The following is a 16333-nucleotide window of genomic DNA, read 5'->3' as shown; positions in this document are numbered from 1 at the left end:
ACTGTGTCACCACGTGGCTTGACCACGGGATCCATAAAAATAATAAACAAATACTAATAATTTTAGTATTTTAACTGGATCCTGCGGTCAAGCCACGGGATGACAGAGGTGAAATTGATCCACGCGACAATGTCTTCTCGCAATGACGAAAAAGTTTCAACTTATCAACCCTTCATTTTATGGGAATATATTAATGAATAGTTATTGGTTAAATATTTATAAACCAATAGGTATAAGTTCTGCTAAACTGGTTAGCATGGTAAAAAAAATACTCGGTAAAGAAGTTAAGGTAGGACATGCCGGTACTTTAGATGTTGAAGCGGAAGGGATACTACCCCTTGCCGTAGGTGAAGCTACAAAGCTGATACAGCTGCTAATTGATGCTAGAAAAACCTATATTTTTACCGTAAAATTCGGAACGAAAACCGATAGCGGCGATTATGCCGGCACCGTAATAGCAACGAAAGATTATATCCCTTCTCAAGAAGAGGCTTATACCGTATGTTCTAAATTTATCGGTAACGTAACACAAATACCGCCGGCTTTTTCTGCTCTTAAAGTTAACGGTGTAAGAGCTTATAAATTGGCTAGAGAGGGGAAAGAAGTAGAATTAAAGCCAAGAAATATAACTATTTTTAATCTAAAATGTTTAAATTTTGATGAGAAAAATGCTACCGCTACATACTATACGAAATGCTCAAAAGGTACTTATATAAGGACTTTAGCAGAAGATTTGGCATTGTCCTTGCAAAGTTTAGGATTTGTGATAGAATTACGCCGTACTCAGGTTGGAATATTTAAAGAAGAAAATGCTATCCGAATTAAATCACCTGACGAAATTACCAAAAATTTCCTAGAGGAAAAAAGCATAAAGATAGAAGCAATACTGGACGACATCCTGGTTCTTGATGCAACTGACAGCCAAGCACAAAAAATCAGATATGGGCAGAAATGCCAATTTGATTATGAAGAAGACTTTAGACGTCTTTCCAAATTCGCTTATAGAGAGGAATTTGAAGGAAACACGGAACGCAGCACCGCAGCGTACACTTTAGTACGTGAGGATGCGAGTACCGGATTGACGTACAAATTACCTCTAGAAGTAGAGTTTGGGAAGATGTCTGTTAGTCTTTTATGGGTTCGCTATAAAGGCACTCTGCTTGCAATAGGTAGCTTAAACAAGAGTTGCTTTAATTCTTTACGAGTATTTAATTTATTATAACAATTTAAGGAGAAATTATCGATGTCGATTACTACAGAACGTAAACAACAATTAATTAAAGAATATGCTATAACGGAAAATGATACTGGTTCAAGTGCGGTGCAATGTGCTATCTTAACTGAAAGAATCAACAATTTAACCGAGCATTTTAAATCTAACCATAAAGATCATACTTCAAGACGTGGATTATTAATTTTAGTCGGACGCCGTCGTAGATTAATTAACTATATTAAAAAGAATAATGTTAGCGAATATTTAGATTTAATAAGTAAGCTAGGAATTAGAAAGATTAAGTAGCTAAATAACCGTCATAGCCATAGGCTGCGTGGCAATCTCGTCAAATATTCCTGAGATTGCTTCGCCTTTATTACTACGTAATTCTTCTCGCAATGACGGGATAGAATACAAAAAATATAAATTATGAAATGAGATAAATAGATGTTTAACGAAATAACTAAGAGTGTTACATGGAACGGGAAAGTTCTTGAGCTTAGTACAGGTAAGATAGCAAGGCAAGCTGACGGAGCAGTTACGGTAAAAATGGGTAATTCCGTTTTATTATGTACAGCAGTAGTAGCTAAAAAAGCAAAAGAAGGTATCGGCTTTTTTCCTTTAACGATTAATTATAGAGAAATGGCGTATGCTGCCGGTAAAATCCCCGGAGGATTTTTTAAACGTGAGGGAAAAGCATCAGATAGAGAAGTTTTAGTATCTCGTTTAATAGATAGACCTATTAGACCGTTATTTCATCCGGCTTTTGTGAATGAAACGCATGTAACTTGCAGTGTTCTTTCATATGATCCTGAAACTCCGGTAGATATACTTGCAGTTATTGGTGCATCGGCTGCCCTTAGCCTATCCCCTGCTCCTTATCTAGAAATAGTTGCTGCAAGTAAAGTCGGTTTAATCAATGGTGAATTTGTTTTAAATCCGACACTTGAATTATTAAAAACAAGTCAGCTTGATTTAGTAGTTGCAGGAACATCAGATTCAGTAATGATGGTTGAATCGGAAGCTCATTTACTCGCTGAAGAACAAATGTTAGAAGCCGTAAAATTTGGATTTGAAAGCTTCCAGCCGGTAATAAAGATAATTAAAGAACTAGCAGAAGAAGCTAAAAAACCAAAGCTTGAAATGCAAGATTTATATCCTGCCTCATTAAAGAAAGAAATTGAGAAGTTATTTGTAAAAGAAATTGAACAAGCTTTTGCGATTAAATCTAAACAGGAACGTAGTACTAATTTAGATTTAATACCTGAAAAAGTTTTTACACATTTTGTAAGCGATATAGAAAATAAAAAATATAGTAATTATCAAATCGAATCGGCTTTAAAATCTATTGAATCAGATATATTACGTAACGAGATTTTAGAAAAAAATAGACGTATAGATGGAAGAAGTACCACGGATATAAGACAAATTGCTTGTGAAATAGGTTTATTACCTTCCGCACACGGTTCAGCTTTATTTACTAGAGGCGAAACGCAAAGCTTAGTTAGCACTACATTCGGTACTAGTTTAGATGAGCAGATAGTTGACAGTTTAGAGGGTGAGTATAAAGAGCGTTTTATGCTTAATTATATCTTTCCGCCCTACTCTGTAAATGAAGCAATGCCGATGAAAGCACCTAGTCGTCGTGAAGTCGGACACGGTAAACTCGCATGGCGTGCTATTAATCCAATATTACCTAATAAAGTACAATTTCCTTATTCTATTAGAGTAGTTGCTGAAACTACAGAGTCTAACGGTTCTTCTTCAATGGCAACCGTATGCGGTAATTCTCTTGCTTTAATGTATGCCGGCGTACCGATAAAAGCACCGGTTGCAGGTATTGCTATGGGCCTTGTTAAGGAAGGCAAGAAATTTGCAGTATTATCCGACATTCTTGGAGATGAAGATTATTTCGGTGATATGGACTTTAAGGTTGCAGGAACTAGTGAAGGGATTACTGCATTACAAATGGATATCAAAATATCCGGAGTAGATTTTAAAATAATGACAGTAGCTTTAGAGCAAGCACGACTCGGTCGTTTGCATATACTTGAGCAAATGAATAAAGTTATTAGTAAACCAAATAGCGAACTAAGTAAAAATGCTCCTTCTACTACTACTATAAAAATAGATAAGGATAAAATTAGAGATATTATAGGACCGGGCGGTAAAGTAATAAAGGAAATTTGTGAAACTAGCGGTGCTAAAATAGATATAAGCGATGACGGCAGCGTTTCTGTTTATGCTTCAGATAGAGATAAGCTAAAAGTCGCTTTAGATAAAATTAAAGCTATTGCCGTTGAACCTGAAATCGGTGAAATATTTAACGGTACAGTAATGAAAGTCTTAGATTCCGGTGCTTTTATTAATTATTTAGGTAATAAAGACGGCTTTGTTCATATTAGTGAAATTTCAGAAGAAAGAATAGAAACGGTTAGCAGTGTTTTAAAACAAGGCGATATAGTAAAAGTTAAGCTGATAGGCTTTGATAATAAAGGCAAAGCAAAACTAACTATTAAAAATGCCGATAAGGATAAATCTTCAAATAATCCAAAGCCAAAAAATAATGTTAATAATGCTAAGGAAAATTCAGAACCTGAGCGACGTGATTCTAGTAAAAAACGAGCTTGGAATGAAGATTCTAACAATGATAAAGAAGAAGCAATTACGGAACGTAAGTATTTTAATTGATGTTGTCATAGTATATCCGGTGTCATACCGCGACTTGATCGCGGTATCTAATAATATTTAAATGGATACCGCGATCAAGTCGCGGTATGACAGTAAATAAATGAACCACACAAATAATTACCAAATCATCGCAAAGAGGGTTATTTCTAGTGAAGCAAGTGCTTTAGAAAAATTATCTGAAAATATCCCTGAAGACTTTAACAGAATTATAGAATTTTTACTATCTTTCAAAGGACGGATAATCCTAACCGGCATAGGCAAAAGCGGTTATATTGCAAGAAAAATAGCTGCTAGCTTTTCTTCAACCGGTATGCCTGCTTTTTATTTACATCCGGCAGAGGCAAGTCACGGCGATTTAGGTATGGTGACGAGAAATGATCTAGTAATTATGCTATCTAATTCCGGTGAAACTAAAGAGCTATTTAATATAATTGAATATTGTAAGAACTCTTCCATAAAAATTGCTGCAATGACAATGAATAAAAATTCCACTTTAGCTAAAAGAAGCGATTTTTTATTAATAGTACCTGAATATCCGGAAGCTTCTGTAATTGGAGCTCCTACTATATCATCTTTAATAATGTTATCACTCGGTGATGCTTTAATGACTGTTATACATGAAAAACGAGGCTTTACTAAAGATGATTTTAAAATTTATCATCCGGGAGGTACAATCGGTGCTAATTAACAAAAATTAAAAACCTAATGCGTGAGGGGAATGAAATACCTTTAGTATATGAAGATACTTCCTTTGCCGAAACTATAATTATTATGAATAAAAAACGTTTAGGTTGTACACTTGTCACGGATAAAAACCAAAATTTGATAGGGATTATAACTGATGGGGATTTACGTCGTCATATTAACGATCAAATTCACTTAAAAACAGCCTCAAGCATTATGACCAAAAATCCTATTCATATCTCATCGGAAATATTTGCAAAAGAGGCTTTAAATTTAATGAAAGCCAAGAATATCACTAATATACCGATTGTCGACGATAATGTTATTACGGGTATTATTCATATTCATGATTTACTACGCATCGGAGTTAGCTGAAATCTATGCCCTCTTCTTATAAACGGCGAAAAAAAATTTGGAAATCTGTATATCTTTTAATAATAGTTGGAATTTTGTATATAGGATATATATTAATTAAAAGCGGTTATATTAATGAAGAAAATGATATTAACGTTACAAAAAAAAGTTTAAAAGATACTAAAAATTTTGATTTAAAATATAATATTATATTGAAAGATTCAATTTTTGAAGGAGTAAATAAAAATTTAAATGCGTATAAAATTAAAACTGAGCGAACTATAAAAGAGTCGGATAAAAAATATAAACTAGATATAATAAATGCTATTTATAACGTAAATCAAGACCAAACTCTTATTATCAATGCGAAAGAAGGCTTTTTAGATGAAGAATCAAACATATTAGATTTAAAAAACGATGTAAAACTTTTTTTTGATGAGATCATATTTAACACTAACGATGCAAGGATTGATTTAGTAAATAAGAATATAACCGGCAACTCCTCTGCTAAATTACTTTATAAAAACTCTTCAATTACTTCAGATAGTTTTAATACGAAAGATAAAAATAATATTATAATTTTTAAAGGCAATGTCTCTACAATCATCGATTTATCGGATTATTAAACTTGTAGTATTTCTTACTGTTAGTATATCTATATATGCTAATGATAAAAATATTTCAAATTTACATATAACATCTGATACTTTAATTATTGATAGAATCAAACAAAAAGCAGAATATCTTGGAAATGTTGTTGTTTACTTCGATAATGCAATACTTAGAACAAAAGAATTATATATTTTTTATAAAACAATAGATGATAAACAAACTATTGATTATATAGTTATTCCGACCAAATTGACTGTAGAAAGAAAAATAAATAATGAATTATTACTTGCAGATAGTGCTAAATATTTTTTTGATGATAAACAACTTATTCTACTCGATAATGTAATATTACAGCGTGATGATAATGTCTTAAAAACTAATAAACTAATCTATTATGTAGATATTATTAAGAAATAGAGTTCTTTAGTACGTCATTGCGAGAAGAAACTGAAAGTTTCGACGAAGCAATCTCAGGATATTTGACGAAATTGCCACGCAGCCTACGGCTGCTCGCAATGACGTTGAGAATTAATCCACACAAAAAAACGCAAATAAAAAAGATGGACAGCTTACAAGTTAAAAATATATCAAAATCCTACAAAAAAAGGAATATATTAACTGATATATCTCTGAATATAAAACAAGGAGAGATAGTTGGTTTATTCGGTCCGAACGGAGCCGGTAAAACAACTTGTTTTAACATTATTATCGGTTTAATGAAACCGGACTCAGGGCAATTACTTTTAAACGATATAAATATTACTAACCTACCTATTTATTTACGAGCAAGGCTTGGAATCGGCTATCTTCTTCAAGAACCTTCAATTTTTCGAGGATTATCGGTTGAGGATAATATTAAGACTGTAGTTGAGATATCTGAAAATGATAAGGAAGTAATTGAACAAAAAACCCATAATTTACTAGAGAAATTTTCGATAGTTCATTTAAAAGATTTATCCGCTGCTAGCTTATCAGGCGGTGAAAGGCGTAGGCTTGAGATTGCACGTTCACTTGCAATAGAGCCTAAATTTATCATGCTTGATGAACCGCTTGCCGGTATTGACCCGCTTGCTATTTCCGATATTAAAAATCTAATTACTTATTTACGTGAATTTAATATAGGTATATTAATTACTGACCATAACGTGCGTGATACTCTAGATATAGTCGACCGTGCTTATGTTATTTTTGAAGGTAAAGTATTGCTAGAAGGAAAACCTAAGGAAATAGCAAGTAGCAAGAAAGTTAAGGAAGTGTATTTGGGAGAGAGCTTTAGTTTTTAGACTATGTATCATCCCGTGCTAGGTTGTCACCCTGTGGCTTGACCACGGGGTCCATAAAAACAGCTTATGATATTAATATTTTTAACTGGATCCCGCGATCAAGTCGCGGGATGACAAAGCAACGTACTAGATTCCCGCTTTTAGCTAGGAATGACATAAAGGGTTTTTTATGCAAATTAACAAAGAAATTTTTAGAGCTTATGACATACGAGGCAATAGCCTTAAGGATTTAACAGAAGAAGTAGCTTATAAAATCGGCTTTTGTTTTGCCAAGATGACTATAACAAAAGATAATAGCAAAATCTGTGTTGGTTTAGACGGTCGGCTCAGCTCCCCTACCCTTTGTAAAGCCTTAGAATTAGGATTAACTGAGGCAGGGGCTGAAATCATAAATATTGGTGTAGTTCCGACTCCCGCTCTATATTTTGCCGATAAACATTTTATGCCTGCCGGTAGTATTATGGTTACGGGATCGCATAACCCTCGTGACGATAACGGCTTTAAAATACTACAAAACGGTAAATCTTTTTTCGGTGATCAGATACAGGATTTACTAGTAAGGATTTTGGATAATCATGTCATTCCTGCAAAAGCAGGAATCCGGCTTACTACAAATGGAGACATGGATTCCCGCTTTCGCGGGAATGACATAGAGTATGGACATAATATAGAACATAAATACCTAAAAAATATTTTAGACGGAATAAGCATTAATCCTAAATTAAAAGTAGCTTGGGACTGCGGCAATGGAGTAACGGGCAATATTATTGAAGAGTTAAAAAAGCATTTAACTAATCACAACATAATTATAAATAGTAAGATTGACGGGAATTTTCCAAGTCATCATCCTGACCCTACCAACCCTGCTAATTTACAAGAACTAATTAAATTAGTTAAAGAACAAAATTATGACCTTGGTATAGCTTTTGACGGTGACGGTGATAGAATCGGTATTGTAAGCGGGAACGGTAAAATATTATTTGGTGATCAAATTTTATGTATATTTGCTGAGGATATTTTAAAAGAAAATCCAAACGCAACTATAATAGTTGATGTAAAAGCCAGTCAGTTAATAGTTGATAGAATTAGGTCATTTGGCGGGAATCCTATAATATGGCGAACAGGTCATCCTTTTATTAAAAGCAAAATGCTTGAGACAAAAGCTTTACTTGCCGGTGAAATGAGTGGGCATATATTCTTTGCCGATAAATATTTTGGCTTTGATGATGCAATTTATGCAGCCCTTAGATTTTTAGATTTACTGAGCAAATCGGATAAAACTCTAGATGAGATAATAGACGAGCTACCTAAAAGCTATAGTACACCGGAAATTAAAATTTCCGTTCCTTCACAACTAAAGCTAAAAATTATAGAAGAAATAAAGCAAAAATTACTTGATGATAAAATAGAATTTAATGATATTGACGGTGTGCGGGTAAATACTGAGCATGGCTGGTGGTTATTACGTAGCTCTAATACCGAATCTATTATAGTTGCAAGAGCTGAATCAGCAAGTAAAGAAGATTTAGAGGAAATAATGACTATAATTAATAAATATCTTGAGAAATACAGGTTATTAATTAATTTTTAAAAAATTATTGCTTTCTAAAATATTATTTTATATATTTTTCGTACCTTATTAATATAAGGAAAAATAATATGTCCAAACAAGCTCTTAACATTGGGTTTCCTATTGACATTAAACAACTTCAAATAAATTTAGCAACTGAACAAATGGCATTAGATAGATTACGTGCTATAGTTAGCAAGCATTCGGTAGGAACAGACGGAAATGGGAATCATATTATTAATGATAATTCTCAGTTTGAAGAAATTAAAAAGCTTACTGCTTTAGCTTTTAGTGTCGGTATATCAATACATAGTGAGACAAATATTATTTTTGACTCCGGTTTTAACCCAGGTGTAATAACATTTAGTGGACCAGTGGATGAGGCTCAGGCTTTAGGTGATGCCTAAGGCTGATGAAACTGAAAACGTTTAATTCCTGCGAGGTGTTGTCGCGTGGGGCGGTTTTTTTCGTCATTGCGAGAAGACGCCATAGGCGTCGACGAAGCAATCTCAGACAAAATTCCTGAGATTGCCACGCCAGCATAAATGCTGGCTCGCAATGACGATTTTGTGGGTAATGCTTTCTCGCAATGACGGAAAACCGCACCATGCAACACCCCAATAATTATAGGCTAAACTATATATCAGTGATAAAAAAAGAAATAGTAATATTATGTGGGCCGACTGCTAGCGGAAAGTCTTATTTAGGGCATGAATTTGCCAAAGCTTATAATGGAGAGATAGTAAACATTGATTCAATGCAGGTTTATAAAGAAATCTCTATTATTACCGCATCCCCTCCGAAAAGCTATACAGCTGAAGTTACTTACCATTTATATAATTTTCTATCAATTACAGAAGATTTTTCGGTAGTAAAATATCTAAAACTTGCTACGGAAAAAATAAAAGAAATAACTGCGAGAGGCAAGCTACCTATATTAATAGGTGGAACCGGATTATATATTAACTCGTTAGTTTTTGGCTATAATAATATCCCTGATATATCAGAAGATTTACGAGAACAAGTAAGAAACTTACATACTGAAATAGGTAATATAGAGCTATGGAGTAAATTAGAGGAGCTTGACCCGTTTGCTGCTTCTAAAATAAACCAAAATGATACTCAGCGTTTAATTAGAGCTTATGAAGTATTCTTGCAAACCGGTAAATCTATTTTTTCCTTTCAAACTTTACCAAAAGAACAAATCTTATCTGATTTTAATTTCAAAATTATTTTCTTAAATCCTGAACGAAAATTTTTGTATAAAACATGCGATGAGCGTTTAGATAAGATATTTAAAGAAGGGGCAATTGACGAAATTGCTTTGATAAAAAAACAATTCATACCACAAGATTATTCAAATTTAAAAGCAGTAGGAGTAAAAGAAATTTTAGCTTATTTAGACGGTAACCTTACTTTAGATGAGGCTTTAAGTGCAGCTCAAATACGAACCCGCCATTATGCTAAAAGACAAGTTACTTGGTTTAAAAATCAGATAGAAGATAAAACTACATTAGAATATTCTAACCAAGAAGAGTTTGCACAAATATTAAGAAACTTTCCTATATACTTCGAGTAAATGAAGAGTTGGTAGACGAAGCTCAATTTGGAAAAGAGCAAGGCGTTTTGAAGCTTTTAATCGCAGTGTACATACGAGTAACGTGAGGATTAAAAGCAAAAAACAACGAAGCCAATTTTTCAAATTCAGCTAGTATAGTTTATCTATTTATTTCTTCTTTCTTTTTATTATTAGAAATAGGAGTAATGGAAAGTGTATTTGTTTTAGATCCTACAATATTAATCTTACTATTTAAATTTGAGACGATGTTTTGTGCTTCTTTTAATACATCAGCCGGAACTTTATTTTCTAATTCTACAGGTACCTTATCAGATTTAAAATAACCAACTCCCGCTTTAACAACATTTGGTATTTGTTTAATAATATTCAGTGTTTGACCTTCTTTCCAAACTAAACTACCTATACTAGTAGCAACATTCATATACTTCTTATTTTCGACATTTTCTATGATTTGTACCAGCTTATCCGGTTGATTGAGCATAGGTGTTAGTATATTATATAATTCTTTCTTATCGAGCTTATTTATACCGGGTACATCTTTTAAAGTTTTATCTAAAATACTTGCAAATATTTCTTTATTATCGTTTAAGTATTTTTTGATTTCGGAATTATCTTTAGTTAACATTACCAATTCTTTAGCTAGTCCCGTATAATCACCTTTAACGAATCCATCAAAAACCTTTTTTAATGATTCAGGATTATCAAGTAATACAGGCATTACATTCGTAAGTTTTGTAACATCTTTTGTTTTTAGCCCATAATTTACAAGCTGTTGTTTTATAGTTTGGCTATTTTTTTCATCTTGTTCTAAAACCACTTTAATTAAATTATCGAATAAACCTTCTTTACTTTGCTCTACTAATATATCTTTTAACTTAAATGAAGGCTCGTTAAAAGCATTAATTACACGGCTTGTTACGTTCATATAATCGCCTTTATTTATATCTGTAATAATAGCATGTGCAATTTCCGGTTTTGACATAACTTCGCCTACTATACTAAGCATTTGTTTATCAAAATTATATTCTTTCGTCATGCTTTGTATATTCGGAGTATTTTCAATAATAGCTAAGGCAATATCTGGTAAGACTGTTTTATTATCAGCAAAAAAACTTTTTAATTTATCGTCGCCTGCTACCATTTCTAAAGATTTCTCAAGAGCTACCATTACTCCTTGATTTGGAGCATTAAGAGTATCAAAAATCTCTTTTGTTTCAGGCATTTTATTTAATAAAGTAGGGATAGTATCTACAATAAGCTTTCAAAATATTCTTTTAAAAAAGGTTTAGCTTGTTCTTTAGTTTCTATTAAGAAACCTTCTATAATTATTTGTTTTTCAGGAGATAATTTATTAAACCTTTTTAGAGCAGTAGGATTGTTTATATTTTCAGCCAACTCTTGTTTAAACTCAGGATGTTCATTAAATATTTTTATAACTTTTGCATATGTATCCTTACCCTGAGGTTTTTGTAATATATCATCAAAAGCTTTTATATAGTCGCTTGGAAGTATTTCTGTTGCTCCGGTACGTATATAATCTGCTATATCTTTTCCGTTTTCATTAAAAAATTTCTTGAAATTTTTATCGGTAGATAACATTTCTAATGTTTTAGAAGTCACTTTATTATAGTCGGGTACATCTTGCTTTAGCTCAATTGCAATTTCTTTAATGCTTTTAAGTACATTATCATTTTTAAAACATTCTTTTAATGTTGTAAGGCCCTTTTGATCTAGAAAACTACCTTCTTGAAATTCTCTAAACCCTGATTTTGCTAAGATTTGCCCTATTTTTGGTAAATCATCTGCATGTTTTTTTAGAAAATCCCATATTTCAGATTTTTCAAGAACGGATTTTTGAAAGTTTGAATCAAGATATATATCAGAGGAGCTTGCAAGTTTAACAAATCCCGTAAATAGTTATAATCTTGTTAAACTTGATTATAACTATTTACGGGATTTGTTAAAGCAAACTTTGCACCTTTTAATAATGCTCCTATGCTAACGGGTAATATTTTTTTCTTTGGAGATGCGAGGTCATAAATAAAGCTTGTAAATGCCTTGTCTGCATCAGGAGAAGATAATGTCCTTTTAACAGTTTTATTAAAATTCTTTAATTTAATATCTTTAATGGAATTTGTAACTGCCATAAAAATAATGAAATGTATTTAATTACATAAACATTAAATTATCTTAAAATTGATTCAAGGAAATAAATTAAGGACTACTTAAATATTTTAATTTTTATTGCATAATATGATAATTAAATCAATTTGATCTAAGATTTATGGAGTTATCTGGGTATTTTTTTTATTTTTTGTAGGTAATGATTCGTAAGTATGTGATTTATCGGGATTATCTACTATATGCACTTTACTATCTAAATTTGAAACTATATTTTTTGCTTCTTTTAAAACATTTAGTTTATTAATATTTTCAAACTCATTCTTAAAATTATCTTTTAACTGTTCATTGAAGATTTCTTTTGGTAAGTAAATTCCACCGGTAATAGTGCATGCCCAAGTATATTTAGATTTAGAATTTAAAGTAGAGGCAATATTACTTGCTAACTTTTCTAGATTTTTCGACTCTAAAAAATTATTTATATTATCAGGATTCTCTTTAGAATATTTAGAAACGATAGGTTTTAGCATCTGATTAATCATATAAAAATCTTCACCTCTATTATCACCTTTATCAAAAAGTTTTTGTGATATTTTCTCGGTTAAAATATTTGCAAATAAATTACTCTTAATATCTTGTTTATTTGCAATATTTTCATATAAAGGGTTCAATATTTGTAATGGAGAATTTACATGATTTGTAATATGTTTATATTGATTTGTTTTAGGAGTAGCTAGGTTAGTAATCATATTCATAGGTAGCGAGTTTAGTTTTTCTATAATATAGTCTTTAACAACTTGATTTTCTTCGCATAATATATTTACCTGTTGAGCAAATTCTTTTTTACTAAGTAAATTTCTTTTTTCTTCGGCTTGTATTTGTAAAAATACTTTATCAATTGCCTTATCAATTAATTTTGCTTGTTGTTCTTTAATTAGTTCAGGTGCTAAAGGAGGAATAGCCTTATCGAGATTGTAAGTATCAGTAAGTAGTATTAAATTATCAGGTAATTTAGTCTCTGCTAAATTAGTATTTTTAAAATTACAATCTTTTAAAGAAGTTACTTTAGTTAAATCTGCATTTTTTAATGATACGCCTGAGAAGTCAATATTAGATAAATTACCTACTAATATAGCTCCCTCTAAGCTGAATTTTCCATTTTGTATTTTATTTAAATTATTTCTAAGAGTAATTTCATCTATAGTTTTATCTTTAAAATCTTGTGATGGACTAAATACGTCTTTTACTTTTTCAGTAGCATAGCTAAAACCTGCTTTTATAATATTCGGCAATTGACCTTCAAAATAATTGGTTTTTTGAGCTAGATTATATATAGCACTAGCGGCCCCACGATAATTACTTTGTTCAACCTCTTCTATAACTTTAACTAATTCATCAGGATGGTTTAACATTGATGGAAGTACATTATATAATTCTTTCTTATCAATGTTATTTATGCCCGGCATATCTTTTAAAGTTTTATCTAAAATACTTGCAAATATTTCTCTATTATCGTTTAAATATCTCTTAATCTCAGGATTATCTTTAGTTAAAGCTATTAACTCTTTTGCCATTCCCGTATAATCACCTTTAATAAAATCTCGAAAAACCTTTTTTAATGACTCAGGTTTATCAAGTAATATAGGCATTATGCTCGTTAGCTTTGTAATATCACTCGCTTCCAGACCGTAATTTATAAGTTGTTGTTTTATAGTTTGGCTATTTTTTTCATCTTGTTCTAAAACTCCTATAATTAAATTATCAAATAGACCTTCTTTACTTTGCTCTACTAATATATCTTTTAATTTAAATGAATGATCATTAAGGGCAGAGATTATATTACCTGTTAAACTCATATAATCGCCTTTATTTAAGTCTGCAATAATCTCATGAGCAATTTCCGGTTTTGACATAACTTCGCCTACTATACTAAGCATTTGTTTATCAAAATTATATTCTTTTGTTATGCTTTGTACGCTAGGAGTATTTTCAATAATACCTAAAGCAATATTTGGTAAGATTGTTTTATTATTAGCAAAAAAACTTTTTAATTTATCATCACCCGCTACCATTTCTAAGGATTTTTCAAGAGATATCATTACACCTTGATTTGGAGCGTTAAGAGTATCAAAAATCTCTTTTGTCTCAGGAATTTTATTTAATAAAGTAGGAATAATATCTAAAATTTTAAGATCGATTTTGTAGCTTTCAAAATGTTCTTTTAAGAAAGGTTTAGCTTGTTCTTTTACTTCTGCTAAGAAATTTTCAATAATTATTTGTTTTTCAGACGATAGTTTTTTAAATCTTTTTAGAGAATGAGTATTATTTGTATTTTCAGCTAGTTCTTGTTTAAACTCAGGATGTTCATTAAATATTTTAATAACTAATGAATATAAATTTTTCTTTTCGGGTTTTTGTAATATATCATCAAAAGTTTTTATATAATCGCTTGGAAGTATTTCAGTTGCTCCGGTGCGTATATAATTCGTAATATCTTCGCTCTTTTCATTAAAGAATTTTTTGAAATTTTTATCGGTAACCAGCATATCTAAAGTTCTAGAAGTCACTTTATTCCAGTCCGGTAGCTCTTGCTTTACTTCAACTGCAATTTCTTGAAGTTTTTTAAGTACTTTTTCATTTTTAAAACATTCTTTTAGTATTTCGAGTCCCTTTTCATCTAAAACACTCTTATCTTGAAATTCTCTAAAGCCCGCATTTGCTAAGATTTGACCTATTTTAGGCAAATCATCTGAATGTTTTTTTAAAAATTCCCATATTGGAGATTTTTCAAGAAGTGATTTTTGAAATTCCGGATCAAGATATATATTAGAGGATTTAGCAAGCTTAACAAGATTATAACTATTTACAGGATTAGTTAAAACAAATTTTGCTCCGAGTAACATCGTTCTTAAACTTATACTCTTTGAAGACGATAAGTCCTTAATTGCACTCTTTAGTGCTTTATTAGCTTTAGAAGAAGATAAAACTTTTTCTACAACTTTTTGATAGTTTTTATTATTTGTAACAGCCATAAAATTACTCGAAATTTTTAAATATTCTAAATCTATTTTAAAAAACTTTTAAAAATAAAAATTAGGTATTTTTAATTTTTTTTATTCTTGTTGTTAATATGTATACTTCGACACAACATGTTCAGCATCCGAGGACTTACGAAGACATGGCTGCCAATTTTTCAAGTTCTACCTGAGTATATTATTTAGCCTCCGCTTTTGGTATCCATCTCAGTGAATACTTCTTCCCATGAACCGGTGGTCGCTGCTTTTGAATATTCAGTCGCTCTATTTTCAAAAAAGTTCGTATGCTCGACTCCGTTTAGCATTTCATCAAGCCAAGGAAGCGGGTTATGATTTACCAAATATACATCTTTGAGTCCTAGCTGCATTAAACGACGATCGGCAATATAACGAATATATTGTCTTACTTCATATGCCGTTAACCCCTCAATACCGCCGACTTCAAAAGCAAGTTCAATAAAGGCATCTTCAAAATGCACAATAGTCGTACAAGCTTCATAAATACGTTTACGTAAAGTTTCCGTCCAAACTTCAGGGTTCTCTCTTACAAAAGTCTTGAACAGAGTAATAATTGAATTAGTATGAAGTGTTTCATCACGCACTGACCAAGCAATAATCTGACCCATACCTTTCATTTTATTAAAACGAGGGAAATTAAGCATAATCGCAAAAGAAGCAAATAGCTGTAATCCTTCGGTAAAAGCTCCAAATACTGCGAGTGTAGTTGCTATATCTTCTTTGGTATCCACTCCAAATTGCTGCATATAATCATACTTGTCTTTCATTTCCTTATATTTAAGAAATGCTGAATATTCTACTTCCGGCATACCTACCGTATCAAGTAAATGTGAGTATGCCGCAATATGCACTGTTTCCATATTAGAAAACGCCGATAGCATCATCAATATTTCAGTCGGTTTAAATACTCGTGAATAATGCTTCATATAGCAATTATTCACTTCAATATCTGCCTGCGTGAAAAAACGAAATATTTGCGTTAATAGATGCTTTTCCCCTGGAGTTAAGTTATATTTCCAATCTTTAACATCGTCGGCAAGCGGTACTTCTTCCGGTAGCCAATGAATTTTCTGTTGAGTGTGCCAAGCTTCATATGCCCATGGATATGAAAACGGTTTATAAATTGGACTTGCATCAAGTAGTGACATAATTTTTTTCTTCTTAATTTTTCTA

General features: G+C 31.6%; 14 protein-coding genes and 1 pseudogene. 10 read left to right on the top strand and 5 right to left on the bottom strand.

Going from position 1 to position 16333, the window contains the following annotated elements; all coding sequences use genetic code 11:
* The first annotated feature begins 193 nt into the window (after positions 1-193).
* The 10 genes and pseudogenes from truB (at position 194) to miaA (ending at position 9986) form a co-directional block, all read left to right on the top strand.
* The gene (truB, locus tag ACE38Q_RS02450; protein WP_500191220.1) at positions 194-1222 is read left to right on the top strand and encodes a tRNA pseudouridine(55) synthase TruB; all 1029 of its coding nucleotides are present in this window, start codon (positions 194-196) and stop codon (positions 1220-1222) included.
* A 21-nt stretch (positions 1223-1243) separates the two neighbouring features.
* The gene (rpsO, locus tag ACE38Q_RS02445; protein WP_500189969.1) at positions 1244-1519 is read left to right on the top strand and encodes a 30S ribosomal protein S15; all 276 of its coding nucleotides are present in this window, start codon (positions 1244-1246) and stop codon (positions 1517-1519) included.
* Positions 1520-1660: 141 nt separating this feature from the next.
* Positions 1661-3904 (top strand): polyribonucleotide nucleotidyltransferase, encoded by a 2244-nt coding sequence (gene pnp, locus ACE38Q_RS02440; protein ID WP_500189968.1) that lies wholly within the window; start codon positions 1661-1663, stop codon positions 3902-3904.
* A 100-nt stretch (positions 3905-4004) separates the two neighbouring features.
* Positions 4005-4963: pseudogene (locus ACE38Q_RS02435) on the top strand (KpsF/GutQ family sugar-phosphate isomerase).
* A gap of 5 nt (positions 4964-4968) precedes the next feature.
* Positions 4969-5568: an LPS export ABC transporter periplasmic protein LptC gene (gene lptC, locus ACE38Q_RS02430; protein WP_500189967.1), complete on the top strand. Its 600-nt coding sequence runs from the start codon at positions 4969-4971 to the stop codon at positions 5566-5568.
* Positions 5534-5971, top strand: coding sequence for an LptA/OstA family protein (locus ACE38Q_RS02425; RefSeq protein ID WP_500189966.1), 438 nt, complete (start codon positions 5534-5536; stop codon positions 5969-5971). Before lptC ends, ACE38Q_RS02425 begins: the two co-directional genes overlap by 35 nt.
* A 143-nt stretch (positions 5972-6114) precedes the next feature.
* Positions 6115-6837 (top strand): LPS export ABC transporter ATP-binding protein, encoded by a 723-nt coding sequence (gene lptB, locus ACE38Q_RS02420; RefSeq protein ID WP_500191218.1) that lies wholly within the window; start codon positions 6115-6117, stop codon positions 6835-6837.
* Between the two features lie 169 nt (positions 6838-7006).
* Entirely contained in the window at positions 7007-8428 is a 1422-nt protein-coding gene (locus ACE38Q_RS02415) for a phosphomannomutase/phosphoglucomutase (RefSeq protein WP_500189965.1), read from the top strand.
* Positions 8429-8496: 68 nt separating this feature from the next.
* A complete protein-coding gene (locus ACE38Q_RS02410) occupies positions 8497-8814 on the top strand; it encodes a hypothetical protein (RefSeq protein WP_500189964.1) in 318 nt (105 codons plus the stop codon).
* Between the two features lie 200 nt (positions 8815-9014).
* Positions 9015-9986 (top strand): tRNA (adenosine(37)-N6)-dimethylallyltransferase MiaA, encoded by a 972-nt coding sequence (gene miaA, locus ACE38Q_RS02405; RefSeq protein ID WP_500189963.1) that lies wholly within the window; start codon positions 9015-9017, stop codon positions 9984-9986.
* 139 nt (positions 9987-10125) lie between these two features.
* On the opposite strand, the gene ACE38Q_RS02400 is transcribed toward miaA, so the two are convergent.
* The 5 genes from ACE38Q_RS02400 to ACE38Q_RS02380 all read right to left on the bottom strand — a co-directional run bounded on the left by ACE38Q_RS02400 (position 10126) and on the right by ACE38Q_RS02380 (position 16308).
* Entirely contained in the window at positions 10126-10611 is a 486-nt protein-coding gene (locus tag ACE38Q_RS02400; protein WP_500191216.1) for a hypothetical protein, read from the bottom strand.
* Positions 10612-11234: 623 nt separating this feature from the next.
* Complete coding sequence (locus ACE38Q_RS02395) at positions 11235-11606, bottom strand: hypothetical protein (protein WP_500189962.1); 372 nt, start codon at positions 11604-11606, stop codon at positions 11235-11237.
* Positions 11607-11914: 308 nt separating this feature from the next.
* Positions 11915-12133, bottom strand: coding sequence for a hypothetical protein (locus tag ACE38Q_RS02390; protein WP_500189961.1), 219 nt, complete (start codon positions 12131-12133; stop codon positions 11915-11917).
* 135 nt (positions 12134-12268) lie between these two features.
* Entirely contained in the window at positions 12269-15139 is a 2871-nt protein-coding gene (locus ACE38Q_RS02385) for a pentapeptide repeat-containing protein (protein WP_500189960.1), read from the bottom strand.
* A 185-nt stretch (positions 15140-15324) separates the two neighbouring features.
* Positions 15325-16308: a ribonucleotide-diphosphate reductase subunit beta gene (locus tag ACE38Q_RS02380; protein WP_500189959.1), complete on the bottom strand. Its 984-nt coding sequence runs from the start codon at positions 16306-16308 to the stop codon at positions 15325-15327.
* Positions 16309-16333: the final 25 nt, after the last annotated feature.

It is taken from the genome of Rickettsia endosymbiont of Thecocarcelia acutangulata (assembly GCF_964263195.1).
Taxonomy (GTDB): Bacteria; Pseudomonadota; Alphaproteobacteria; order Rickettsiales; family Rickettsiaceae; genus Rickettsia; species Rickettsia felis.
This window is presented reverse-complemented; position numbering and strand designations above follow the sequence as displayed.